At 70.5% G+C, this 25,042-nt stretch carries 23 protein-coding genes; 13 read left to right on the top strand and 10 right to left on the bottom strand.

Annotation, left to right across the window (positions count from 1 at the left end):
• On the top strand, window positions 1-774 hold a 774-nt coding region (locus ITP53_RS24600; protein ID WP_328815617.1), incomplete at its 5' end, for a WecB/TagA/CpsF family glycosyltransferase.
• Here the strand turns inward: ITP53_RS24600 and ITP53_RS24595 are convergent.
• The 7 genes from ITP53_RS24595 to ITP53_RS24565 all read right to left on the bottom strand — a co-directional run bounded on the left by ITP53_RS24595 (window position 769) and on the right by ITP53_RS24565 (window position 8,031).
• Window positions 769-1,650: a sulfotransferase gene (locus ITP53_RS24595; protein ID WP_268961131.1), complete on the bottom strand. Its 882-nt coding sequence runs from the start codon at window positions 1,648-1,650 to the stop codon at window positions 769-771. The two genes, ITP53_RS24600 and ITP53_RS24595, sit on opposite strands and share 6 nt — an antisense overlap.
• A 398-nt stretch (window positions 1,651-2,048) precedes the next feature.
• Window positions 2,049-3,503, bottom strand: a complete 1,455-nt coding sequence (locus ITP53_RS24590; protein ID WP_236051142.1) for a lipopolysaccharide biosynthesis protein — start codon at window positions 3,501-3,503, stop codon at window positions 2,049-2,051.
• A complete protein-coding gene (locus ITP53_RS24585) occupies window positions 3,482-3,664 on the bottom strand; it encodes a hypothetical protein (RefSeq protein ID WP_195897800.1) in 183 nt (60 codons plus the stop codon). Before ITP53_RS24585 ends, ITP53_RS24590 begins: the two co-directional genes overlap by 22 nt.
• A 5-nt stretch (window positions 3,665-3,669) precedes the next feature.
• On the bottom strand, window positions 3,670-4,515 hold the full coding sequence (locus ITP53_RS24580) for a sulfotransferase domain-containing protein (RefSeq protein ID WP_195897806.1): 846 nt from the start codon (window positions 4,513-4,515) through the stop codon (window positions 3,670-3,672).
• 5 nt (window positions 4,516-4,520) lie between these two features.
• The gene (locus ITP53_RS24575; protein ID WP_195897799.1) at window positions 4,521-5,468 is read right to left on the bottom strand and encodes a hypothetical protein; all 948 of its coding nucleotides are present in this window, start codon (window positions 5,466-5,468) and stop codon (window positions 4,521-4,523) included.
• Window positions 5,465-6,745 carry a hypothetical protein gene (locus ITP53_RS24570; RefSeq protein WP_195897798.1) on the bottom strand — a complete coding sequence of 427 codons (1,281 nt, stop codon included), beginning with the start codon at window positions 6,743-6,745 and terminating at the stop codon, window positions 5,465-5,467. The genes ITP53_RS24575 and ITP53_RS24570 overlap by 4 nt, the downstream gene beginning before the upstream one ends.
• A complete protein-coding gene (locus ITP53_RS24565) occupies window positions 6,742-8,031 on the bottom strand; it encodes a Wzz/FepE/Etk N-terminal domain-containing protein (RefSeq protein WP_195897797.1) in 1,290 nt (429 codons plus the stop codon). The genes ITP53_RS24570 and ITP53_RS24565 overlap by 4 nt, the downstream gene beginning before the upstream one ends.
• 361 nt (window positions 8,032-8,392) lie before the next feature.
• Between ITP53_RS24565 and ITP53_RS24560 the strand changes: the two genes are divergently transcribed.
• The gene (locus tag ITP53_RS24560) at window positions 8,393-9,409 is read left to right on the top strand and encodes a glycoside hydrolase family 26 protein (protein ID WP_328815613.1); all 1,017 of its coding nucleotides are present in this window, start codon (window positions 8,393-8,395) and stop codon (window positions 9,407-9,409) included.
• On the opposite strand, the gene ITP53_RS24555 is transcribed toward ITP53_RS24560, so the two are convergent.
• From ITP53_RS24555 to ITP53_RS24545, 3 genes are all read right to left on the bottom strand, one after another.
• Window positions 9,354-10,232 (bottom strand): sulfite exporter TauE/SafE family protein, encoded by an 879-nt coding sequence (locus ITP53_RS24555; RefSeq protein WP_195897796.1) that lies wholly within the window; start codon window positions 10,230-10,232, stop codon window positions 9,354-9,356. The two genes, ITP53_RS24560 and ITP53_RS24555, sit on opposite strands and share 56 nt — an antisense overlap.
• A gap of 84 nt (window positions 10,233-10,316) precedes the next feature.
• Entirely contained in the window at window positions 10,317-11,531 is a 1,215-nt protein-coding gene (gene cysC / locus ITP53_RS24550; RefSeq protein ID WP_195897795.1) for an adenylyl-sulfate kinase, read from the bottom strand.
• An 81-nt stretch (window positions 11,532-11,612) separates the two neighbouring features.
• Window positions 11,613-12,332, bottom strand: a complete 720-nt coding sequence (locus tag ITP53_RS24545) for a class I SAM-dependent methyltransferase (RefSeq protein WP_195897794.1) — start codon at window positions 12,330-12,332, stop codon at window positions 11,613-11,615.
• Window positions 12,333-12,394: 62 nt separating this feature from the next.
• Here ITP53_RS24545 and ITP53_RS24540 point away from each other — a divergent pair, with 62 nt between their 5' ends.
• From ITP53_RS24540 to ITP53_RS24490, 11 genes are all read left to right on the top strand, one after another.
• On the top strand, window positions 12,395-12,769 hold the full coding sequence (locus tag ITP53_RS24540; RefSeq protein WP_195897793.1) for a cupin domain-containing protein: 375 nt from the start codon (window positions 12,395-12,397) through the stop codon (window positions 12,767-12,769).
• A 92-nt stretch (window positions 12,770-12,861) separates the two neighbouring features.
• On the top strand, window positions 12,862-16,350 hold the full coding sequence (mfd, locus tag ITP53_RS24535) for a transcription-repair coupling factor (RefSeq protein ID WP_195897792.1): 3,489 nt from the start codon (window positions 12,862-12,864) through the stop codon (window positions 16,348-16,350).
• 43 nt (window positions 16,351-16,393) lie between these two features.
• Window positions 16,394-17,023 carry a hypothetical protein gene (locus ITP53_RS24530; protein ID WP_195897791.1) on the top strand — a complete coding sequence of 210 codons (630 nt, stop codon included), beginning with the start codon at window positions 16,394-16,396 and terminating at the stop codon, window positions 17,021-17,023.
• Window positions 17,024-17,026: 3 nt separating this feature from the next.
• The gene (locus tag ITP53_RS24525; RefSeq protein ID WP_195897790.1) at window positions 17,027-17,962 is read left to right on the top strand and encodes a MazG family protein; all 936 of its coding nucleotides are present in this window, start codon (window positions 17,027-17,029) and stop codon (window positions 17,960-17,962) included.
• Between the two features lie 41 nt (window positions 17,963-18,003).
• Entirely contained in the window at window positions 18,004-19,281 is a 1,278-nt protein-coding gene (gene eno / locus ITP53_RS24520) for a phosphopyruvate hydratase (protein ID WP_195897789.1), read from the top strand.
• Between the two features lie 60 nt (window positions 19,282-19,341).
• Window positions 19,342-19,761 (top strand): FtsB family cell division protein, encoded by a 420-nt coding sequence (locus ITP53_RS24515; RefSeq protein WP_195897788.1) that lies wholly within the window; start codon window positions 19,342-19,344, stop codon window positions 19,759-19,761.
• A gap of 178 nt (window positions 19,762-19,939) precedes the next feature.
• Entirely contained in the window at window positions 19,940-20,404 is a 465-nt protein-coding gene (locus tag ITP53_RS24510; RefSeq protein ID WP_195897787.1) for a DUF501 domain-containing protein, read from the top strand.
• On the top strand, window positions 20,395-21,348 hold the full coding sequence (locus ITP53_RS24505; RefSeq protein WP_195897786.1) for a Ppx/GppA phosphatase family protein: 954 nt from the start codon (window positions 20,395-20,397) through the stop codon (window positions 21,346-21,348). The genes ITP53_RS24510 and ITP53_RS24505 overlap by 10 nt, the downstream gene beginning before the upstream one ends.
• 169 nt (window positions 21,349-21,517) lie before the next feature.
• Window positions 21,518-22,678: a hypothetical protein gene (locus ITP53_RS24500; protein ID WP_195897785.1), complete on the top strand. Its 1,161-nt coding sequence runs from the start codon at window positions 21,518-21,520 to the stop codon at window positions 22,676-22,678.
• Window positions 22,679-22,820: 142 nt separating this feature from the next.
• On the top strand, window positions 22,821-23,615 hold the full coding sequence (locus tag ITP53_RS24495; protein WP_195897784.1) for a uracil-DNA glycosylase: 795 nt from the start codon (window positions 22,821-22,823) through the stop codon (window positions 23,613-23,615).
• Window positions 23,616-23,710: 95 nt separating this feature from the next.
• Complete coding sequence (locus ITP53_RS24490) at window positions 23,711-25,027, top strand: NAD(P)/FAD-dependent oxidoreductase (RefSeq protein WP_195897783.1); 1,317 nt, start codon at window positions 23,711-23,713, stop codon at window positions 25,025-25,027.
• Window positions 25,028-25,042: the final 15 nt, after the last annotated feature.

Raw genomic sequence — 25,042 nt, 5'->3', positions numbered from 1 at the left:
GGGGGGTGGGGGTTGGGTGGGGTTGAGGTGGATGCGGTGACCGAGGAGGAGGTGGTCGAGTGGGTTGGCGCGGAACTCGAGGCGGGGAGGGGCGGCCGGATCGTCACCCCGAACATCGACATCTGCCGCGCCGCCGCCACAGACCCCGCGCTCAGGGAGCTGGTGTGCTCGGCCGACCTGGTCGTGGCCGACGGGATGCCGCTGGTGTGGGCGGCCAGGCTGCTCGGTACGCCGGTGCCCCGGCGCGTCACGGGCGCCGACCTCATCTGGTCGCTCAGCGAACTCGCCGCGCGCCGTGGCTGGCCCGTCTACCTGCTCGGAGGTCCGCCCGGCGTGGCGCGGAAGGCGGCCGACGAGCTCATGAGCTGCTACCCGCGGCTGAAGGTTTGCGGCGTGCACGCACCGCCGTACCACTTCGACGCCACCCCCGAGGGGAGCGAGCGGGTACGGCGGAAGGTGATCGCCGCCCAGCCCCGGCTCGTCTTCGTCGGGCTCGGGTTCCCGCGGCAGGACCGGCTGGTCGCGGACCTGCGTGAGGAGCTGCCGGGGGCCTGGTTCCTGGGCTGTGGCGCGGCGATCGCCTTCGCGGCAGGCACCGTACCCAGGGCGCCCGAGTGGTTGCGGCGGGCTGGGCTGGAGTGGGCCTTCCGGCTGGTCAGCGAGCCTGGCCGGCTGGCGCGCCGCTACCTGGTGGACGACCTGCCGTTCGCCGTGCGCCTGCTGTCCGGTTGCCTGGTCACCCGTCTCAGGCGCGAACGCCGAGCGGGTTCATGACGGGGAGGCGGTGAGGGCGCGTACGCGTGCCGCCTCATCCGGGCTCAGTCCCCGGGCGGCGTCCCGCAGCGCCAGGCGGGAGTCCATGGGCCGGTACGCCGTGCGCGACAGGCCCGACCAGCGGAACGCGCCCCCGCCCTCGCCGCCCGAGCACGCCTTGGCGATGCGGCGTTCGGCGGCGGGGGTCCAGCGTAGGCCGGCGTAGGCGTACAGGCGCTCGAAGGCGGGGAGTGGGTCGGCGGCCAGGGACTCGTACGGGATGACGAGGATGCCGGGCGTGCGGGCCAGGATCGTGCGGGTGATCCGCCACAGCGCGGCGGCCTTGGCGACGCGGTCCTGGGAGCCCACGAGGGCGCGTAGCTCCAGTAGCTCCGGGTGGTCGCGTATCAGGAGCGGTTGTTCCAGGAGTTCGTGGAAGTACACCGTCCAGCCCAGGCGTTGCCAGCTCGCCACGAACGACACCGGATCTCGTACGAGGGCGATGACCCGGCACCCCAGCCGTCGCGCGAACCATCCCGCGCTCAGCACCGCGAACGGGTCGTCGAGCAAGGCCCGCCGCCCCGCCAGCCGGCCGTGCGCGAAGGCGGCGCCGTAGCGGAGCAGGCGGGCCAGGTCGTACGGGGAACGGTTTGCGCGCAGCTCGGCCAGCCACCGGTAGCGCAGGGAAACCGTGTCGCTGAAGGCGGGCAGCCAGTCTGCGGAGTTGTCGTCGCAGATGTACTGGAACCTGTGCGTCACGTCGGCCCTGAGCACTCCCGGGCAGCGCCCCGGCGGGTGTTGCGGATTGAGCGGCTCGTTGACGTAGACCAACTCCCCGCCGGCCGCCAGCATCTTGCCCGTCCAACTCGTCCCACTCCGCGGCAACCCGGTCACCATCACGGGCGGACCACCCGCCCTCATGCGTCCGCGTCCGCATTTGCGGAGTGCTGCGGGGCTGTGGCGGGCGCATGTGTGGCTGTCCGGGGACGTTGGGGGCCTGTGGTTGGTGGTCGTGTGGCCGCTGGGGAGTGCTGCGGAGCTGGGACGGGGTTCATGCGGTTGTCCAGGGGGCGTTGGGGTTGTGTGGCTGTTCGGGGTGCGGGGCTTGGGTTAGCGCTTGCGTGGCTGTCCGGGGTGTTGGAGGACTGTGGTGGTGGTGGTTGTGTGGCCGCCGGGGAGTGTTGCTGGGCTGTAATGGGTTCATGCGGCCATCCAGGAGCGTTGGGGGCTGTGGTGGCGTGGATGTTCGCGGGGGTTGGCGCTGCGGTGGCGGTGTATGTCGGTGCGGTGGGGATTCATGTGGCTGGTCGGGGGCGGATGCGGAGGGCCGGCAGGGTGTGGCGGCCGAAGGGGTGGAGGCCGTAGCGGCGGTGGAGTTGCCACAGGGGGAGGAGGTTCTTCACGAGTACGCCGCCTGACCAGCCGACGACCGCGCCCAGTGCCCCATGACTGGGGATGAGCGCCAGGTCGAGGGCCAGCGTGCAGGCGACCGCCGCCAGTAGGTTGAGCAGGCTCGTACCGGTGTGCCCGGCGGCGGTGAGCACGACGTCCACCGTTCCGCAGGCCGTGGCCACCATCATCGTCCCGGCCAGCACCAGCGCCACCGGCGCCGCCGAGCCGTACGTGGGCCCGAAGAGCCGCAGCACCCACGGCGCCAGCGCGCCGTAGACCAGCCACAGTGGCCAGGTCAGCAGCACCAGCCAGATCGTGGTGCTCTGGTAGAGCTCCCTGGCCCGCCGCACGTCCCCGCAGGCGAGCGCCCTGACCAATCCAGCCTGTACGGCCTGCGCCAGCCCCTGCCCGGCCAGTTGCCCCACCACCTTGAACCGCGTGGCCGCCGTGTAGACGGCCGCCTGCTCCGGACCACCGAGCACGGCGACGACCACGATGTCCACCCGCTGGAACACGGCCTGGATCGCCCCCGCGACCGACCGCGGAGCCGTATACCGCCACAGCTCCCGCCCCATCCCCGCCGGACCAGGCGACCGCACCCGCCCCGCCCTCAGCCGACCGAGCAACCGCACTACTCGCCCCGCGCCTGACTGAGTGAGCAAACGTGCCACCCGTCCTGCGCCCGGAGGACCGAGCAACTGTGCTTCCCGTCCTGCGCCCGGTTGTTCGGGTGGGCGCATCGCCTGGCCCGTGTGCTGCGGGCTGGGTGGGTGTGGCATTCGGTTGCGGAGCGCGATTGCGGCGAGGATCAGCACCGGCACGTACGGGAGACCCCATGCCGGCGCCAGCCATGCGCCGTCCCCTGCCACAGCCGCCCCCGCCACCAGTACGAGCTGGCACGCGGGCAGCAGCACCCCCTCCAGGACCACCACCGGTCGCATGGCGCCGAACCCCCTGGTCGCGGCCAGCAGCACGTCGGCCGCCACCATGGCCGGCAGGACCGCCGCCAGTGGGCCGAGTCGTGGATAGAGCATCACCCCGGCGATGCAGGCCAGCACCACGCCCGGCACCAGCCCTGCCCGGATGTATCCCGAAATATCCCGATACCCAGACGCCTCAGCCCGAGCGATGAAGTAAACAAGCCCGTTCCCCGCATCGAGCTTGGCGATCCCCGCCGCCATGAGCGTCGAGGCGGTGACCGCGAAGAAAGCCCCCGCCTCGGCGGCACTGAACGCCCGGGCCACGACCACCACCAGCACGAACTGCGCGAGCGCGGTGAATCCCGCTCCCGTGACGCCCGCGACCGACCGACGCCCCGTCCCCCCGCCCAGCCTCGTCACGCCGCCCAGCCTCGCCATCCAGTCACAGCGTCACCAAGGGTCGTCACCCAGGTCAGCGTTGCCACGATCGGCCCCGTCACCCAGGTCAGCGTTGCCACGATCGGCCCCGTCACCCAGGTCAGCGTTGCCACGATCGGCCCCGTCACCCAGGTCAGCGTCGCCCCGATCGGCCTGGTCATCCCAGTCAGCGTCGCCACGACGGTTCACCGCCCAGCCAGGGCGTCAGTCGCGCGTCGTACGCCTCGAAGTGGTCCCGCAACACCTGCGCCAGCTCCCGGGAGACCCGCCGCGGCCCCGGCCGCCCGTTGTGCCGTTCGAACGCCGGATACCCCAGGTGCGGCACCTCCAGGAACTCCAGCACCCGGTCGTAGACGGTCTCCGGTTCGCCGAAGAACCGGTGGCTGTCCAGCACCAGGATCCGGTCCCGCCCGATCAGGGGCTCCAGCCGGTCGAGCTGGTCGGCGTACCGGCCCCGGGCCAGATAGGCGTGGTGGCGATGCGAGTGGTGTACGGAGAGAGGCGACTCCCGCAACATCTTCTCGGCCCCGGCCAGCCGGCGCGCTTCGAGCTCGATCGCGTACTCGAAGTTGGACTCCGTCTCGAATCCCCTGGCCAGTTCGTGGGCATGCGCCGAGCGCGCCCGCTCAACCGGGTCCCGTACGAGCACGATCAGCTTGACCCCGGGCAGTTCGGCCGCGATGCGCTCCCCGGCCAGCGGGTGGAACAGGTAGTACGGCGACGACTCGAATGCCTGCGCGGGAGCGCCGTACCGGTGGGTGGCCAGCGCCGCGCCGACCCGCAACGGAAAGTGCCCCTGATACCAGGACAGACCATGCCCGTAACCGACGTCGAAGTAGTGCACCCCTTTGTGCAGTACCGGCTTGAGCAGCAGCGGATGCTGCGCCAGCGCCCGGTACAGCGATGTGGTCCCGCACCGCTGGCCCCCCGCGATCAGGAACGAGGGCAGCATCCGCGCCCCCGAGCTGAACCTGCCCGCCACCCGCGACAGTGAGAGCGCCGACCGCTTCATGGTCCTCAAAGGATCAGCTCCTCGTGGTCGACGACCGGGTTGAGCCAGGTCTCCGGCGGCCCGAGCGGCGAGTGCCCGTCGGCGGCGTGCCGGTCGGCGAGTGTGATGAGGTAGCGCAGCGCGGTCTGGCGCGCCATCGCCGGCGACAACCCCAGGGGCGCCAGTTCGCGCCCGGCCCGCGCCACGCAAGCCCGCGCGGCCTCGGGCGGCTTCATCCGCCGCAGCGCCCGCTGGAAGAAGTGGTGTACGGCGTCGAACCCGTAGGGCACGCCCACCTCGTAGCGCTCCCAGTCCCAGACCAGCAGCCGGCCGTCCGGCGACGGGCAGATGTTCCAGGGCGCGAGATCCCCGTGCCAGGCCGGGCGCGATCTCCCGGTCGCCGCGATCTCCTTGACCGCGGCGACCAGCAGCGGCCCGGGCACTCGCCCCCGCCGCACCGCCGGAGCCCGGGGCAGGCCGCGCAGCGGCACAGGCAAGCCGCGCCGCACCGGCAGGGGCGACAGCGCCAGCACCGCCAGCCCCCGCCACTCGCCATGGTGCAGCACGCTCGGCACGGTGATCGTGGTCAGTTCGAGATCGGCCATCCGGCGCAGGGCCGCCGCCTCGTTGGTGATCAGCTCGCGGGTCCGCGCGCTGTCGCCGATCTTCACGTACGCCAGCCGCCGCCCGCCCGCCCAGACCTCCAGCACCGGTTTGCGGTTGGCCCGCAGCGCGGGACGTACGTGCAGGACGATCTTCACGGGCCGCCCGAAGACCTCGCTCAGGTACGCCACGATCGACCCCTCGCCGGGCACCACGACCTCGGACCACAGGTGCCACCACCGGCGCGGCGCCAGCCGGCGGGGGAGGGCGGCGTGCGGCAGCACGGTGTACGCCAGGGGCGACCCCGAGCCCGGATACAGCAGCCGCACGGTCTCCGCGAGGTAGCCGAGCCGGGCGCCGGCGTCGTTCACGAGTCCCTCCCCAGGCTGTTCCGCCACAGGAGGGCGAACGAGATGAGATACAGGCCGAGCGGCGTCACCAGGCCGTCGTAGATGAACATGTAGAGCAGCACGAGCCCCATCACCAGCACCCCGGCCAGCCCGATCGGGCTCCGATCTGACCAGTGCCGGCGGATCGCGCCGAGGAAGAACGCCACGTAGAGCGCCGCCCCGGTGAACCCCTGTGTGATCATCAGCAACCACAGCTGCCCGTCGCCGCCCAGCGGCGGATGCCCGCACGCCCGGCACCACTCGGTCTTGCCCGTGGTGATCGTGCGGTGGTTGCCCATGGCGTTGCGGGTGTTGCCGTAGCCGATGAGCGGCGAGTGACCGGCGGCCGCGATGGTGGCGGTCACGGTGAAGGCCCTGATGTCGTTGGAGTGCGGTTTGTCCAGCCGCTGCGCGAACAGCGACGCCAGCGGGCTCAGCGCGAACACCAGCCCCGCCACCGCCACCGCCCCGCACAGCGCGACCCTCGTACGCCCGCCCACCCGGACGATCGTGTAGACCACGGCCAGGCCGATGCCGATCCACAGGCCCCGGTTGAGCGAGTAGACGACGGGGATCGCGGCCAGGGCGACCATCAGGGCCACGAAGAGCTTGTGCCGCGCCCGCCCGTGCACCCACCAGCCGACCACGAACCAGACGAGCAGCACCGACGCGTTGCTGCCCCACGCGTTGGCCCACTCGAACGGCGCCTCCGGCCTGGGCGAGGCGTAGCCGAGGACCTTCTGCGTCTGGGCGGCGGTGGGATGGATGAGGTTCTGGACGAACGGGTTGCCGCTCACCCATTCGGGCAGCAGCAGCTCCACCGGTGAGGTGAAGGCGAACCACGGGAAGAGGACGCCGAGCAGCCCGCCCGCGACCGTCGTGACGAACAGCACGCCGAGCATGCGTACGAGCCGGAGTTGCGGCAGCTCGCGCTCGGTCAGGTTGCCCAGGTAGAGCACCATGATCAGGACGGCGGCGTAGAGCGCCAGCCGCATGGCGTAGCCGATGAGCCGGCCCGCCCCCAGCTCGCCGTACGTGCCCGGCGGCGTCTCCGCCAGCATCAGGGCGCTGACCAGGTAACCGGCCAGCAGCAGCACCCACAGCCCGAACCCGCGGGGCACCTTGACGGGCCTGCGCCGCCACAACAGCACCGCCATCGGCACCGACAGGACGATCATCGACAGCCCGCCGAACCCGAGCGCCCACCAGACCGGATAGCCCACCAGGAGTGCCGCGACCGGCCACGCGGCCCCGCTCACGTCGGCTTGCCCTGCCGGGGTTGGCGTAGCGACGGCAGGGGGGTGGTCTCGGCCGCCACGCTCACGTCGAACTCGCCGGTCGCGACGAGCTTGCCGAGCGAGGTGTGCGGGCGCGGCTCGAGCAGGGGCACGAACGACGGCACCGCGTCGGTCGACGTCACCACGCCTGCGACCGGCACGTGGTAGCGGTCCAGATGGCGTACGACGGCCGCCACCTCGGCCGAGGAGACCCGATCGAGCCCGACCAGCAGCAGGGCCGCGTCCGCCCGGGCCAGGTCGCGTACGTCGGAGCCGTCGAGCACCGACAGCGGTGCGCTCACCGACAGCGGCTCGGCCAGCGACGAGGCGCAGAGGTCGGCGGGCAGCGCCTTGACCAGCAGCCGCTTGCCGGGGCACGCGGCGACCACGGCGGAGGCCAGTTCGTGCAGCACGCCGTGTTCGCGCGGGCTCGACAGGTCGCCGAGCACGGGCAGGCCGGTCAGCCGCTCGACGTCGGCGGCCGTACGCAGCCTGGTGTCGAACCGGTCGCGGGCGTAGGCGGCGGCGGAGCCGGTGAGCAGCCCGGCCATGAGCCCCGTGCCGAGGTAGAGCGGCAGGCTGGGGGAGCTGGGCGCGGCCGGCGGCGTGGCCTGGCTGATGATCGAGCCGGGGGTCACCGCGACGGTCCGCAGGGCGTCGTATCTCAGAGTGAGGTTGTGTGCCTGCCGGTTGAGCACGCTCTGCCGCTGCACGGCGATCGTGTGCTGGGGACTGCCCCTGGTCAGCCTGCCGAGCCCGCTGATCGCCGTGTCGAGGCCGGCGTTGACCTGCTTGAGCTTGCCCAGCACCGCCTGCTGCTGCGCGGCGAGCGCGGCCAGCGCGCTCTCACGCCGGTTGGCGAGGTAGGCGTCGGCGTACGCACCGGACTGGGCCGCCGCGGCGACCGGGTCTGCGGCGCTCACCGAGATCCACAACACCGCCGAGTTGGGCGGCACCGAGACCTCGACCGGGTCGAGCGCGCCGGTGGTCAGCGCCCTGGCGGCCCGAGCCCCGACCACCGCCGACTGGGCGATCTGGGCCTCGGTGTCGAGGTTGAGCGCCTCGCGCTGGCGGCTGGTCACCTGGTTGCCCGGCTCCTGCGGCCCGATCGGCATGACCAGCACCTGCGTCGTCGCCGTGTAGGCGGGCGGCGTGAGACGCATCAGCGCGAGCCCCGTGGTGCCGCCGAACACGACGCAGCCCACGAGCAGCAGCCAACGCCTGCGCAGCAGCGAGAGATGCTCGTCGAGGTCGGTGCCGGAGCTCATGGGGAGGCTCTCCTGGGGTGTGTGCGGGTTGTCGCGTGATGGCGACTCTGCGTCACTTGGCGGGGCGTGCGCCCACTATAGGGCGGTCGATTCAGCACCCAGGCTGAATACACAAGATTTTCTCCGGTACGGCCATAAAGAAGCTCCCCTATAAATCGAAATATCAGGAGGATTCAGGCGGCCTTGCCGGTAGTACCAGCTGGGGAGACTTCCGCACTGGCTGAAGTTCCAGGAATGACATGGCATGGTTCAGGAGTGATGGGCGGGGGTCCTTCGACGAGGGGGTTGAAAGGCTTTGCAGCTACGGGGAATTTCTCATTCCACAACGAAGACCGCATTCACCATCCTGGCCCTGACCGCGGTGCTGACCGCCTGCTCCGAAGCGGAGAGCACCGACGCGCGGCAGTCGGCCGCGGAGTCGGTCAAGGAGATCACGGGGCCGCCCGCCTGCACGGCCACCGCCAGGCTCATACCGTCATGCGGAGCCTGGTGGGGCATCGCGCCAGAGGTCTTCACCGGCGCCCCGGTGGACCAGGCGCTGCACGGCGCGGAGGCGCGCATGGACGCCACCGCCGACGTGGTGCACGTCTACCACCGGGGCAGCGAGCTGTTCCCCACCAAGGCGGAGATCAGGCTCGCCCGCGACCCGGCCAGGCCGCGGCTGCTCATGATCAACTGGAAGCCGTCGCTCGACCACACCTGGGCCGAGATCGCCGACGGGGCGCTCGACGACCGGATCGAACGGCTGGCCCGCCACGTCAGGCGGACCTTCCCCGAGCGGTTCTTCCTCACCCTGCACCACGAGCCGGAGAACGACGTGGACACCGCCTCTGACTCCGGCATGCGGGCCGGCGACTACGCGGCCATGTTCCGGCACGTCGTGCTCACGCTGCGCGCCGAGGGCGTGCGGAACGCCGTCATGGTCATGACGTACATGGGGGCGCCCAACTGGGCGGCCGAGCCCTGGTTCGAGGACCTCTACCCGGGTGACGACGTGGTCGACTGGGTGGCCATGGACCCCTACGCCGACGACCGGGTCCAGGACTTCGACGGCCTGGTCAACAAGACCAGGAAGGAATATCCGGGGTGGACGGGCTTCTACCGGTGGATGCAGGCGCGGTTCCCCGGCAAGCCGGTCATGGTCGCCGAGTGGGGGGTGTTCGAGCGGCCGAGCGACCGGGCGTTCAAGCGGGCGTTCTTCGAGTCCGTACGCGCCCAGATCAAGCGCTACCCGCAGATCAAGGCGCTGATCTACTTCGACTCGCCACAGGCACCACGCGGCGACACGAGCTTCGACTCCGATTCCGCGGCCGATCGGGCGTTCAACGCGTTGGCGCGAGATCCGTACTTTCGCTCGACCCCTGTGCCGCGGCCCTGACCCGCCAGCCCACGATCGTGACGACGGTGGCCGCCACGAGCGCCCAGACGGTGAGCGTGTTGCTCGCGTCGAGCAGCTTGAGCGCCGAGGCGAGCAGCACGATCGCCAGCACCGCCCTGATCAGGCCGCCCGGGGCGCGCGAGGAGATCCTGGCGCCCAGGTAGACGCCCGGGATCGAGCCGATGAGCAGGGACAGCGTGAGATCCAGCTGGAAGTCGCCGTACAGCAGGTGGCCGAGCGCGGCCGCGGCGACCAGCGGCACGGCCTGGACGAGGTCGGTGCCCACGAGCTGGTTGGCCTTCAGCGCCGGATAGAGGACGAGCAGGGCCACGACGATCAGCGATCCTGAACCGACGGAGGAGACGCCGACGACCAACCCGCCTACCGTACCGACCAGTAGGGTAGGTATTGGGCGCACGACGATCTCGTGCGCGTTCGACGTGCCGCCCCGCCCGCCGAGCCAGCTCTTGATCGCCATGCCCGCGACGGCCAGCAGGAGCGCCACGCCGAGTGCGTACTTCACCGCGTCGGTCACCGCGAACGCCCGCGCAAGGAACACCCCGCAGAACGCGGCAGGCACCGACCCCACGCACAGCCACCCGGCGAGGGGCAGGTTGACGGTGCCGCGGCGCAGGTGGACGACGCTGCCGACCGGCTTCATCACGGCCGAGGCGACCAGGTCGCTGGAGACCGCGGCCAGCGGCGGCACGTTGAAGAACAACATCATCATCGGCGTCATGAGCGCCCCGCCGCCCATGCCGGTCATCCCGACCACGATGGCGACGAGGAAGGACCCGCCGATCAGAGCCCAGTCCGCGCTCATTGGTCGCTCACCGCTCCTCCTTCGCTGCGCGGAGTGCCTCGTTCCTCCGCCCTCCACTCCGCTCAGTGCGTCGGGTTCGCTCCGTCAACGCAGCCATCCTCCGCTACGCAGCGTTCCGAGGACTTGGGTGACGGCGGCCTCGATCGTGAGGTGGGTGGTGTCGATCACCAGGTCGGCGTCGTCCGGCTCCTCGTAGGGATCGGAGATGCCGGTGAACTCGGGGATGAGACCGGCGCGGGCCTTGGCGTACAGGCCCTTGCGGTCGCGCCGCTCGCACTCCTCCAGCGGTGTGGCGACGTGCACCAGCAGGAAGTCTGCGCCGACGGACTCGACCATCTCGCGCACCTCCGCGCGCGTGGCCGCGTAGGGGGCGATGGGCGCGCAGATGGCCAGCCCGCCGTGGCGCGCGGCCTCGGCGGCGACGAAGCCGATGCGGCGGATGTTCAGGTCACGGTCGGCCTTGGAGAACGTCAGTCCCTTGGACAGCAGGTGGCGTACCACGTCGCCGTCGAGGTACGTCACCGAGCGGGTGCCGAGCTCCAGCAGCGCGTCGCGCAGGCCGCGGGCGATCGTGGACTTCCCTGAACCGGACAGGCCGGTGAAGAACACCACGAGCCCGCGCCGGTGCGGCGGCCCGGGGATGCTCACCGGCTCGGGACCCGCCAGGTGCTCGGTCGCGCCGTAGGCGGTGGCGACGTGCTCGCGCAGCTCCAGGTCGATCTCCGGCTCCGCGCGCGGGGCCAGCGGCACGGGCACGACCATCGTGTCAGCGGGCAGTTGCTCCTTGGCCTTCAGTGCGGCGCGCACGACCGCGGGGCCCGCCTCGCCGTACGAGAGGGGGAGCAGCAGGATGACCGCGTCGAGCTCCTCGGCGGTGGCGACGATCTCGGAGAGCTCGCCGAGCGGCCCCCGCATGGTGACGGCGAGCGCGGGCCGCCCCGCGAGCTCCGCCTTCACCTCCTGCGGGGTACGCCGCAGGCGCGCGAACGGCCCGTGCTCCGGCGCGCCCAGCCCCTTGATCGGCCCCGAGGTCAGTCCGTCGGGCTCGTGCCCGGTCACCGTGAGCGCCGCGAGCGGCAGGCCCTCCGGGTCGAGCAGGGTGACCTCTTCGCCGGGGGAGACGCCGACGGGCAGGTGGAGGGTGACGGGCGCGGGCCACGGGGTGCCGTCGGCGAGCGTGCCGCGCTCGTGCACGGCGTGCAGGTCATCGTGGGCCAGGAACCCGGTCAGCGGCTCGAACGCGCCTGACAACAGCAGTTCGAGATCGGCCAGCTCGCGCGCCTCGGGGGTCCACTCCACGTCTCCTGCATCCCAACTATTCCGGTTGAATTGATAGGGAAATTGTAGGAGAGGAGTCTATCCGGTGATACCAGTGTGTCGCTAGATAAGCCGGGCGAAGTGGTGCTGGGGTTTCCTGATCACCATAGTGATCTCGTCGTGCGTGGCGGGATAGCGGCCGTTGGTCAGCCAGGATATCGCCGCCACCGCGGCGGTCCCGATCCGGCCGGAGCGGGCCGGGCCGCTGGTGTTCCGCTCCTCGTCGGTGACCATGAGGCCCCTGCTCAGACAGAACGCGTGCAGGGCGTCGCTCGACGTCAGCGGCTCGTACACGGTGGGCAGCGGGCCGGGCGTGCCGGGCGTGACGAGGAAGCGCCAAAGCGGGCGGCGCAGCCACGACGGCGTGAGCCGGTCGAGCAGGCCGTAGGCGGATCTGCGGTCGCGCATGCGCAGCAGGACCAGGCCGCCGGGGCGCAGCGACCGCAGCAGCCGGTCGAGCACCAGCTCCGCGTGCCTGACCCGCTCCAGCAGGAACGACAGCTGGATCAGGTCGTAGGACCTGGGCGGCAGCGGCACGCTGCGCAGGTCGCCCAGCGACCACGCGACCAGGTCGGCCCGCTCCTCGAGCACCCGCCTGATCGCCGGGTGGTCCTCGTCGGCGCCGGTGGCCCTGGTCTCGATCCACTCGAGCGCCAGCGGCTGGTCGTGCGCGCAGCCGGCGACCAGCACGTCGAGCCGCCTGACCGGGCGGCCGGCGCAGTGGTCGCGGACCCGTTCACTGAAGAGGTCGCCTCGCCGGGCGACCGATCGCACCTCAGACATGTCACCTACAGTAATCAAACGATCGTTATGAGTAAGGCATTTCCCTGCTAGCGTCCTGCCTCGTGAGCGATCAGGTGTACGTGGGGAACGCCGGGATCGACGCGGCCGGTGACCGGGGCTGGCTGCTCGGTCACTTCAAACCCCCGGGCGACCCAAGACACAGCGACGAAGTCGAGATCAAGTGGGGCGTTCACCCGCCGGGCGACGAGCGCGCGGAATGGGTCAGCGGCGAGGCGCGCACCGCCCTGCTGGTGCTGATCAGCGGCCGGTTCCGGGTCGAGCTGCCCGGTCGCAGCGTGCTGCTGTCCGAGCCGGGCGACTACGTGGTCTGGGGCAAGGGTGTCGATCACTCCTGGCGCGCGGAGGAGCATTCGACCGTGCTCACCGTCCGCTGGCCCTCCGTGCCTGGTTACCGGGTGCGGGAGCGCACCGGCTGACTTTTTCCGGCGAGTACGCTTGAGAAAGACCCCCGCGACCTCTCACGGCCGGGGGTAGTCGTGTTGCCGTCGTGGGGCTGTGGACGTATCTGATGAGTCTTTCCGGGCTACTTGACCTTGTTCGCGCCGACCCGAAACTGACCGCCGCTCTCGAAGAGGGCGGCGACGTCGCGCTGATCGCTCCATCCGCGCTGCGGCCGTTCGGCGTGGCCGCTCTGGCCGGTCACGACCAGCGGACGGTGCTCGCCGTCACCGCGACGGGGCGCGAGGCGGAAGACCTCGCCGCCGCGCTGACCAGCCTGGTCGAGCCGGCGTCCGTGGCGGTGTTCCCGGCGTGGGAGACGTTGCCGCACGAGCGGCTCTCGCCGCGCAGCGACACGGTGGGCCAGCGGCTCGCGGTGCTCAGGAGGCTGGCCCACCCGGTCAAGGGCGACACCGCCGCCGGGCCGCTCAGCGTGGTCGTGGCGCCGATCAGGGCGCTGCTGCAGCCGATCGTGAAGGGGCTCGGCGACCTGGAGCCGATCAGGTTGCGGGCGGGCGACGACGCCGACCTCGAGGACGTGGTGGGCGACCTGGTGGCCAACGGCTACCACCGCGTCGACATGGTGGAGAAGCGCGGCGAGGTGGCCGTGCGCGGCGGGCTGCTCGACGTGTTCCCACCGACCGAGGAGCATCCGCTGCGGCTGGAGTTCTGGGGCGACACGGTCGAGGAGATCCGCTGGTTCAAGGTGGCCGACCAGCGTTCGCTCGAGGCGGCCGACGACGGGCTGTTCGCGCCGCCGTGCCGCGAGCTGCTGCTGACCGAGGAGGTCAGGGCCAGGGCGGGCGAGCTGGCCGCCGAGTATCCCGCGCTGGCCGAGGTGCTCGACCAGCTCGCGGAGGGCGTGCCGGTCGAGGGCATGGAGGCGTTCGCGCCCGTGCTGGCCGGGGAGATGGATCTGCTGCTCGACCATCTGCCGATCAGGTCGGCGGTGTTCGTGTGCGACCCCGAGCGGATCAGGGGGCGGGCCGAGGAGCTCGTACGCACCTCGCAGGAGTTCCTGGAGGCCTCCTGGATCAACGCGGCGGCCGGCGGCGAGGCGCCCATCGACCTGGGGGCGGCGGCGTTCCGCTCGCTGGAGGAGATCCGCGGGCACGCCGACGCGCTGGGACAGCCGTGGTGGACGATGGCGCCGTTCGGCGCCGGGGTCGAGCTGGACGCGCAGGACTCCGAGGCCTACCGCGGCGACACCGCCAAGGCGCTGGCCGACATCAAGGGCTGGCTGGCCGACGACAAGGCCGTGGTGCTGCTCAGCGAGGGCCACGGGCCCGCCGAGCGGATGGTGGAGCTGCTCAAGGGCGTCGACGTGCCGGCCAGGCTGCGGACCTTCCTCGACAAGGCGCCCGAGCCCAAGATCGTCCACGTCTCCACCGGCCTGATCGAGCACGGCTTCATCACCCCCGGCCTGGCCGTGCTCACCCACCTCGACCTGGTCGGGCAGAAGGCGTCCACCAAGGACATGCGCCGCCTGCCGTCGCGCCGCCGCAACATGGTCGACCCGCTCCAGCTCAAGGTCGGCGACCACGTGGTGCACGAGCAGCACGGCGTGGGCCGCTACGTCGAGATGGTGCAGCGCACGATCCAGGGCGCCACCCGCGAATACCTGGTCATCGAATACGCCAAGGGCGACCGCCTCTACGTGCCGACCGACCAGCTGGACGAGGTCACCCGCTACGTCGGCGGCGAGGCGCCCACGCTCAACCGGATGGGCGGCGCCGACTGGGCCAAGGCCAAGTCCAGGGCGAAGAAGGCGGTCAAGGAGATCGCGGGGGAGCTGATCAGGCTCTACTCCGCGCGCATGGCCTCGCCAGGACACGCGTTCGGCGACGACACGCCGTGGCAGCGCGAGATGGAGGACGCCTTCCCCTACGCGGAGACCGGCGACCAACTGGAGGCCATCGACGAGGTCAAGCGCGACATGGAGCGCGGCGTCCCGATGGACCGGTTGATCTGCGGCGACGTCGGCTACGGCAAGACCGAGATCGCGGTGCGGGCGGCGTTCAAGGCGGTGCAGGACGGCAAGCAGGTGGCCGTGCTGGTGCCGACGACGCTGCTGGTGCAGCAGCACATGTCGACGTTCACCGAGCGGTTCTCCAGCTTCCCCGTCGCGCTCAGGCCGGTCTCCCGCTTCCAGACCGACGGCGAGGTCAAGGGCACGCTCGAAGCGCTCAGGTCCGGCGCGGTCGACATCGTGATCGGCACCCACCGGCTGCTCAGCCCCGAGGTCAGGTTCAAGGACCTCGGGCTGATCATCATCGACGAGGAGCAGCGCTTCGGCGTCGAGCACAAGGAGGCCATGAAGCACCTCCGCACGCAGGTCGACGTGCTGGCCATGTCGGCCACGCCGATCCCGCGGACGCTGGAGATGGGGCTGACCGGCATCCGCGAGATGTCCACGATCCTCACCCCGCCGGAGGAGCGGCATCCGATCCTCACGTTCGTGGGGCCGTACGAGGAGAAGCAGATCGGGGCCGCGATCAGGCGCGAGCTGATGCGCGACGGCCAGATCTTCTTCGTGCACAACCGGGTGGCCTCGATCAACCGGGTCGCCGCGCGGCTGCGTGAGCTGGTCCCCGAGGCGCGCATCGCGGTGGCGCACGGCCAGATGAACGAGCACCAGCTCGAGAAGATCATGATCGGCTTCTGGGAGCGCGAGTACGACCTGCTCGTCTCCACCACGATCGTCGAGTCCGGGCTCGACATACCCAACGCCAACACGCTGATCGTGGACCGGGCGGACAACTACGGCCTGTCGCAGCTCCACCAGCTCAGGGGCCGGGTCGGGCGCGGCAGGGAGCGCGGTTACGCGTACTTCCTCTATCCGCCGGAGAAGCCGCTGACCGAGACCGCGCACGAGCGGCTGGCCACCATCTCGCAGCACACCGAGATGGGCGCGGGCATGTACGTCGCGATGAAGGACCTGGAGATCCGCGGCGCGGGCAACGTGCTCGGCGCCGAGCAGTCCGGGTTCATCGCGGGCGTCGGGTTCGACCTCTACGTGCGGCTGATGACCGAGGCCGTGCAGGAGCAGAAGGCCAAGCTCGACGGTCACGAGGTGCGGGAGGAGCTCCACGACGTCAGGGTCGAGCTGCCGATCAACGCCCACATCCCGCACGACTACGTGACCTCCGAGCGGCTGCGGCTGGAGGCGTACAAGCGGATGGCCGCCATCGCCGACGAGAACGGCATCCAGGAGGTGCGCGACGAGCTGACCGACCGCTACGGCAAGCCGCCGGCGGAGGTGGACAACCTGCTGGAGGTCGCGAGGTTCCGGATCAGGGCCCGCAAGGCCGGGCTCACGGACGTCACGCTGCAGGGGCAGAACATCAAGTTCGGCCCGGCCAGACTGAGGGAGTCGCAGCAGGTACGCCTCGACAGGCTCTACAAGAAGGCCATCTACAAGCAGGCGGCCGAGACGTTGCTGGTCCCGGTGCCGAAGACCAAACCCCTCGGCGGGCAGCCGCTACGTGATCTCGACCTGCTCAAATGGTGCGGTGACCTGGTCGAGGCGATGTTTCTCGAGCCCGCCCGGGTAAGCTAACGCCCGATTACGGGTCGAAAGGAAGCATGTGAAGTCGATACGAGTGGCTGCGACCGCTGCCGCGGTGGGCATCGCGCTGACCGCCTGCTCTTCTCCCATGCAGGCCGGGGCCGCCGCCGTGGTCGGGAGCGAGCGCATCTCCATGAGCCAGCTGGACGAGGACACGCAGGCCTACGTCTCCGCGCTGCGTAACGCCAAGCTGGACCAGCAGACGCAGGCTCAGCTCGCCGGCAACAGCCTGGAAGAGGTCGTGCTGCAGGGCGCGCCCGCCAGCCAGCGCGTGCTGCTGCGCATGACCGAGGTCAGCGCGTTCCGCCAGCTCCTGGCGCGTTACAACGTGCAGGTGAGCCAGGCGGAGATCGACGGCGTGCTCAGGAATCCAGGGCAGTACCCGAGCGCCGAGCTCAACCTGCTGTTCAGCGGGGTCGCGCCCCAGGAGGCCCGCGAGTACGGCCGGGTGGTGGTCGGCGTGTCGAAGCTGCAGCAGCAGTTCGGCGGCGAGAGCGGCCAGCAGCGGCTGATTCAGGAGTTCAGCGCGATCAAGCCGGTCTTCAGCCCCCGCTACGGCGTGCTCAACCAGCAGCGCTCGCAGCAGAACCCGGCGTTGTTCGTCGACTCCGGCAGGTTCGGCAAGGTCACCCAGCAGTCGGCCCAGCCGCTGCCACAGGGCTGAGCCGTGGCGCTGATCGTCGTCACCACGTCGCCGCGGGTCGCCCCCGGGCTGCTCAGCCACCAGGCCTGGCAGGCGTTGCGCTCCGGCCCCGTGCTGACGGCGTCCGGCGCGCATCCCCAGCTCCCCTACCTGGCGGAGGCCGGGATCGAGGTCGACGTCGTCACCGCCGACGCCGCGGCGCTGGCCAGGCGGGCGGCCGGCGAGACCGTCGTGTGGCTGGCGGAGGACGACGAGGACTTCATGCGCGCCGTGGGGCACGCCGCGGTCGCGCTCGACGACCCGCCGTTGATCGAGGTCGTGCCCGGCTCCTATGACCTGCCGGGCGCGCGGGTGCTCGACCTGGTCGGGGTGATGGACCGGCTGCGTACCGAGTGCCCCTGGGATCGTAAGCAGACGCACGAGAGTTTGGTGCCGTACCTGCTCGAAGAGGCGTACGAGGTGCTGGAGACCATCGAGCAGGGCGACCTTCCCGCGCTCCGCGAGGAGCTGGGCGACCTGTTGCTGCAGGTGGTCTTCCACGCGCGGGTGGCCGCGGACTTCGACATCGACGACGTCGCCGCCGGGATCGTCGAGAAGCTCGTACGCCGCCATCCCCACGTGTTCGGCTCGGTCCGGGCCGAGAGCGCCGACGAGGTCAACGACAACTGGGAGAGCATCAAGGCGGCCGAGCGGGCCGCCAAGGGCCGCGAGTCGGTGCTCGAAGGCGTCCCCATGGGGCAGCCGGCGCTGTCCCTGGCCGCCCAGCTCCTGCGCAGGGCCGAGCGGGCCGGCGCGCCAGAATCCCTGTCCGCCGCCATCGGGCAGGGAGTGGCGAGAGAGCTGTTCGACCTGGTACGCCGGGCCATGGAGGGCGGCCTCGACGCCGAGGCCGAGTTGCGCGCCGCCGCGCGCGCCTACCGAGACCGGGTGCACGCCTGGGAGACGACCCGCGACCGATAGGCTCTGATCGCATATTGCCTTTCGATTTAGGAGCGCATCCCGTGGCTACCATCGAGGTCGTTTACGCCCGCGAGATCCTCGACTCCCGGGGCAACCCCACGGTCGAGGTCGAGGTGGTGCTCGACGACGGCAGCAGCGGCCGGGCGGCCGTGCCGAGCGGGGCGTCCACCGGCCAGTTCGAGGCGGTCGAGCTGCGTGACGGCGGCAAGCGTTACGGCGGCAAGGGCGTCGAGAAGGCCGTGCTCGCCGTGACCGACGAGATCTTCGAGGAGATCAACGGGGTCGAGGCCGAGGACCAGCGCATCATCGACCAGATCATGATCGACCTCGACCGCACGCCCAACAAGTCCAAGCTCGGCGCCAACGCCATCCTCGGCGTCTCGCTGGCCGTCGCCAAGGCCGCCGCGGACAGCGCGGACCTGCCGTTGTTCCGCTACGTGGGCGGCCCCAACGCGCACGTGCTGCCCGTCCCGATGATGAACATCCTCAACGGCGGCGCCCACGCGGACACCAACGTCGACATCCAGGAGTTCATGATCGCGCCGATCGGGGCGGAGACGTTCCGCGAGGCCGTGCGCATGGGCACCGAGGTCTACCACGCGCTCAAGAGCGTGCTCAAGGAGAAGGGCTACGCCACCGGCCTGGGCGACGAGGGCGGCTTCGCGCCCAACCTGCCGTCCAACCGTGACGCGCTCGACCTGATCCTGGTCGCCATCGAGCGGGCCGGCTACGTGCCCGGCGAGGACATCGGGCTGGCCCTCGACGTGGCCGCCTCGGAGTTCCACAAGGACGGCGTCTACACGATCGACGGCAAGGGCCTGTCCGCGCAGGAGCTCATCGCGTTCTACGAGGACCTGGTCGCCAACTACCCGCTCGTCTCCATCGAGGACCCGCTCGACGAGGAGGACTGGGAGGGCTGGCACGCCATCACCGCGGCGCTCGGCGACAAGGTGCAGATCGTCGGCGACGACCTGTTCGTCACCAACCCCGAGCGGCTGGAGCGCGGCATCGAGGCGGGCACCGCCAACGCCCTGCTGGTCAAGGTCAACCAGATCGGCACACTGTCGGAGACGCTCGACGCGGTCGACCTGGCCCACCGCAGCGGCTACCGGTGCATGATGAGCCACCGTTCCGGCGAGACCGAGGACACGACGATCGCCGACCTCGCGGTCGCGGTCAACTGCGGTCAGATCAAGACCGGCGCCCCTGCCCGCTCCGACCGGGTGGCCAAGTACAACCAGCTGCTGCGCATCGAAGAACTCCTCGACGACGCCGCCCGCTACGCGGGTCGCGGCGCGTTCCCGCGTTTCCGGCGTTAGTTTCGAATACGTCCCACCGGTCCTGGCCATGAACACGTACTTCAGGGGGTGTGTAAGCCAATGGCGAAGAGGCCGCAACTGACCGGGCGGGCCGCCATCCTGGCCGTTGTGGTGTGCGCGATCGCGATGAGCCTGGCCTACCCTGTGCGCGAGTACATCAGCCTGCGGCGCAGCATTTCCGAGCTGCAGGCGGAGAAGGCCAGGGTCGAGGCGGAGAAGCAGTGGCTGCTGGCCCGCGACCGGCAGAGCGACGATCCCAACTGGATCAAGAAGACGGCCAAGGAACGGCTGCATTACTGCGGTCCGGGTGAGAAGTGCTACGTGGTGATGGCGCCCGAGCAGGGCAAGGAGCAGGCGGCGGTGAAGAAGCCGGCGGCCGTGCCACCGTGGTATCAGACGTTGTGGGAGTCCGTGGAGGCCGTCGACAAGGGCACCGGCCACCGGGCGGTCGCCGGGAAGGAAGGCGTTGGACAGCCCTGAGCGCAGGAGCTCGGACCGAGAGAGCGAGGGACGAGCCAACGAGGGCCGAAGCGGGCGCGACCATGAGCGCGGGCGCAGGAGCTCGGACCGAGAGAGCGAGGGACGAGCCAACGAGGGCCGAAGCGGGCGCGACCATGAGCGCGGGCGTGGGCGCGATGATGAGCGCGATGCCGAGGTCGTGGAGAAGCAGCTCGGGCGGCCGCCCAGAGGGCTGCGCGCGGTGGCGCATCGCTGCCCGTGCGGCAACCCCGACGTGGTGGAGACCGCGCCGCGGCTGCCCGACGGCTCGCCGTTCCCGACGCTCTACTACCTGACCTGCCCCAAGGCGGCCTCGGCCATCGGCACGCTCGAAGGCTCCGGGCTGATGCGCGAGATGCAGGCCAGGCTCGCCACCGAGCCCGAGCTGGCCGCCGCCTACCAGGCGGCCCACGACGACTACATCGCCAGGCGCGACCGGGCCGCGCGGGATCAGGGCCTGGCGCCGCTGCCGCGCGACATGCAGAGCACGGGCGGCATGCCGCGGCGGGTCAAGTGCCTGCACGCGCTCGTCGCGCACGAGCTCGCGGCGCCCGGCGCCAACCCTTTCGGCAGGGAGGCGCTCGACGCGCTCCCCGACTGGTGGAGTGACGGACCATGCGTGTAGCCGCCGTCGACTGCGGCACCAATTCCGTCCGCCTGCTGATCGCCGACGTCGAGGACGACGTGCTGGGCGAGGTGGAGCGGCGGATGGAGATCGTACGCCTGGGGCAGGGCGTCGACAGGACCGGCAGGCTCGCGCCCGACGCCTTGGAGCGCACGTTCAAGGCCATGCGCGACTACCGCGGCCTGATCGACCGGCACGGCGCCGCCGCGACCCGTGTCGTGGCCACGAGCGCGACCAGGGACGCGGCCAACCGGGAGGAGTTCGCCGTCGGGGTCCGCGAGATCTTCGGGGTGGAGCCGGAGGTCGTCACGGGGGCCGACGAGGCCGAGCTGTCGTTCACGGGCGCGACCAGGGGGCTGCTCCGGCTGTCTCCGGAGACCGAGATGCCGCAGGGGCCGCTGCCGCCGTACCTGGTGGTGGACATCGGGGGCGGGTCGACCGAGTTCGTGGTCGGCTCCGACCACGCCGAGGCGGCGCTGTCGGTCGACATCGGCTGCGTCCGGCTCACCGAACGGCACCTGCGCGACGCGGGCGACCCGCCGTCGGCGCCCGCCCTGGAGGCCGTGGTGGCCGACATCGAGGCGGCGCTGGACCGGGTCCAGGAGGAGGTACCCGTCGAGCGGGCGCACACCCTGGTCGGGCTGGCGGGGTCGGTGACGACCGTGGCGGGCATGGCGCTCGACCTGCCGGCCTACGATTCGGCCAGGATTCATCACTCGCGAATATCCGCCCAGGACGTCCACGACGTGACGCGGCGGCTGCTTTCGATGACCCATAGTGATCGCGCGGCCGTTCCTGTGATGCATCCGGGAAGAGTCGACGTGATTGGTGCGGGGTCGCTAATTCTGGACCGGATCGTCCGCCGTTTCGCGTTTTCCCAGGTAGTGGTCAGCGAGCACGACATCCTTGACGGCATTGCCTGGTCCGTTACCCGGTATCCGTAGCTAAATTCGGACATTTCATGTCCTGTACGCATGTTGAGTGTGCAATCAGTATTGTGCTTAGGTAAAGGAGCATTACGGGGGCTTTGCCATATTGCTGTGCGCGGAAGGCGCCGGCGTGGCGACCGTTCCCGAGCGCGTCTTTTCCCTCCACGGAATGGAGCACTCTCACATGAAGTCTGTTGGGTTGGCACGTAAGGCGGCCGCATTCGGCGCGTCCGCCGCGGTGCTGGCCGCCCTGGGCGCGGGTCTGGTCTCCAGCCCTGCGCAGGCGGCGACCTCGGCCACGTCCGCGACCAGCGCCAAGGCCAAGGTCGCGGTCTCCACGCCCAAGGCCGCCGTCAAGAACTACGAGGGATCCTGCCCGGCCAAGGTCAACTTCTCGGCCAAGATCAGCGTGCCGGTCAAGGGCAAGACCACGGTGGCCTATCGCTGGCTGCACGGCGACGGCTCCAAGAGCAAGGTCAAGGAGCTCACGCTCAAGGGCAAGGGCGTCAAGTCGGTGACGGTCAAGCAGGCCATCACCTTCAAGGACGACGTCAAGGGCTGGGAGGCCATCCAGGTCCTCGGCCCGAAGAAGGTCACGTCCAAGAAGGGCTACTTCTCCGTTTCCTGTCAGGAGACGAAGAGCAAGGTCCGTACGCACATGGACCCGTCGGTGTCGGTCAGCGCCTGGGCCAGCCCCAGCTCGTACGCCGGCGTCTGCACCCCTGGCAACAAGATCGGTTTCGTTGGCCTGATCAAGGTCGACCGCCCGAGCTGGGTGCGTTACCGCTGGGTCCTCAACGGTGACGTGGTCGACTACGGCAAGGTCAAGGTGCACGACGCGCGCAAGGTCGGCTTCGGCATCTCCCCGCGTCACAGCCAGCGCGGCTGGGCGCAGCTGCAGGTCATCAGCCCCGACAGCGCCTCCTCCAGCCGGGCCTACTACAAAGTCTGGTGCAAGGACGCGGTCGTCGAGCGGCCTGACACCAAGGTCTCCGCCTTCGCCTCGGTGACGACCGGCAGCGACTGCAAGGTCAACGCGAGCGGGACCATCCGCTCGACCGGTGCCGGCCGGGTCAGCTGGACCTGGCAGGTGAACGGCCGCACGGTCGACACCGACGCGGTCACCTTCGGCCGCCAGGGCGGCACGGTGGGCGCCGGCTTCATCTCCATCGGCGAGGCCAAGAGGGGCGGCAGCGTCACGCTGACCGTCTCGGGCCCGGACAACGGTGACTCGGTCACCAAGTCCTACGCCGCCTGCTCGCCGGCGGCGACGCCGTCTCCGAGCCCCTCGGCGACCGCGACCGAGGAGCACCACCCGGTCAAGACCATCGGGTCCGGTGTGTAACGAGTAGCTGAACAGAACCGGGTGGCGTCTTCGTACGCCACCCGGTTTTTTTCGCGCGGGTTCGCGACGGCGCGAAGCGCCCCGGACCCGAGACCTGCCCCCCACCGCATCCCAGCCCAGCCGATCGGGCACCATCGGTGTCATGAGCTTCGTACCTCCTGGCACCGGCTGGCCCGGCGACCCGGCGACTCCTGACACCCCGGTCGCGCTCGGCCCCGCCGACGTGCGCCGCCTGGCCGCGGGCAGCGACACCCTGGCGGAGCTCACGGCCAGGCAGTCGGTCTGCCGCGCCTGCCCGCGTCTGGTGGCGTGGCGCGAGGAGGTCGCCGACGTGAAGCGGCGGCAGTTCGCGGAGGAGACGTACTGGGGTCGTCCCGTGCCCGGGTGGGGCGACGAGGAGCCGCGCATCCTGCTGGTGGGCCTGGCGCCGGCGGCGCACGGGGGCAACAGGACAGGGCGGATCTTCACCGGCGACCGCAGCGGTGACTGGCTGTTCGCCTCGCTCTACCGCTGCGGCCTGGCCACCCAGGAGACCAGCACGCACGCGGGCGACGGGCAGCGCCTCATCGGCGCGCGGGTGCTGGCGCCGGTGCGCTGCGCGCCACCCGCGAACAAGCCCACGCCGCTCGAGAAGAGCACGTGCTTCCCGTGGATGGCGCGGGAGACGGAACTGGTCGCGCCGAGCGTACGAGTGGTCGTGGCGCTCGGCGGGTACGCCTGGCAGGCCGTCTGGCCCGCACTCAAGGACGCCGGCTACGACCTGCCGACCGGCCGGCCGCCGTTCGGGCACGGCGTGGAGGTCGAGACCGCGTACGCCGGCGCCCCGGTGACGCTGATGGGCTGCTACCACCCCAGCCAGCAGAACACGTTCACCGGCCGCGTCACCGCCCAGATGCTGGACGACGTCTTCACCAGGGCCAGGTCACTGGCTGTGTGACGCGTTGCACCATCCCGGGATTGGATTCGTCGAGAGCGCTTGACGTAAGATTGTGAATGCTTTCACAAGCTCTCCACGAGGGATGGGGCCTCAGGATGAACAAGCACGTTTTGATCGTCGGCGGCGGATATGTCGGCCTGTACACGGCGCTTCGGCTGCAGCGCAAACTCCATCGCGAGCTGCGCAGTGGCGAGGCACGCATCACGATCATCGACCCCCAGTCCTACATGACCTATCAGCCGTTCTTGCCTGAGGCCGCCGCAGGCAACCTCTCGCCCCGGCACGTGGTGGCCCCCTTGCGGCGGATCCTGCCCAAGGTCCGGATACTCAACGGCATGGTCACCAGGATCAACCATGCCGATCGCGTCGTGACGTTCCAGCCGGCCGAGGGGGAGCCGCGCGAGGTGACGTACGACGTGATCGTGATGGCCGCGGGATCGATCTCCCGCACTCTGCCCATTCCCGGTCTGACCGACATCGGCATCGGGTTCAAGACCGTGGGTGAGGCGATCGCGTTGCGTAACCGCGTGCTGCACCTGCTCGACGTGGGCGAGTCGGCCGACGACCCGGAGGTACGGCGCAGGGCGCTCACGTTCGTCGTGGTCGGGGCGGGCTTCGCGGGCGTGGAGGCGCTGGCCGAGCTGGAGGACATGGCCAAGGACTCGACCCGCTACTACCGCAACATCGAGCCGTCGGACCTGCGCTGGGTGCTGGTCGAGGCCACCAACCGGGTGCTGCCGGAAGTCGGGCCGGAGATGGGCAAATGGACCCTGGAGCAGTTGCGTGAGCGCGGCATCGACGTGCGGCTCGACACCCGCCTGGAGTCCTGCGAGGGCGGGCACGTGGTGCTCTCCGACGGCACGGAGTTCGACGCCGAGACCCTCGTGTGGACCGCGGGCGTCAAGGCCAGCCCGGTGGTCGGGAACGGCGACCTGCCGCTCGACGAGCGCGGCCGGATCAAGACCACCGCGATGCTCACCGTCGCGGGCACGCGGGACGCGTTCGCGGCCGGCGACGCCGCCGGGGTGCCTGACGTGACGAACCCGGGGCAGTACTGCGCGCCGAACGCCCAGCACGCGGTCCGCCAGGCGAAGGTGCTGGCCGACAACATCGTCCGTCACCTCAGTGGCCAGCAACTGGCGGAATACCGCCACAAGTATGTCGGATCGGTCGCCGGTCTGGGACTCCATCAGGGCGTCGCCAACGTCTATGGCGTCAAGCTTCGCGGATTCCCTGCGTGGTTCATGCACCGCACCTACCATCTGTCGCGGGTGCCGACGCTGAACCGCAAGGTCCGCGTCGTCGTCGACTGGACCCTGGCGCTGTTCTTCAAGCGAGAGACGATCTCGCTGGGTGAGATGGAGCATCCGCGCGAGGACTTCAGGGCCGCCGTGGCGACGACTCGCCGCTAGCCCAGGTAAGGCAGC

The sequence above is a fragment of the Nonomuraea cypriaca genome (assembly GCF_015645445.1).
Taxonomy (GTDB): domain Bacteria; phylum Actinomycetota; class Actinomycetes; order Streptosporangiales; family Streptosporangiaceae; genus Nonomuraea; species Nonomuraea cypriaca.
Note: the sequence above shows the minus strand (reverse complement) of the source record. Positions and strands in the feature narration are given on the sequence as shown.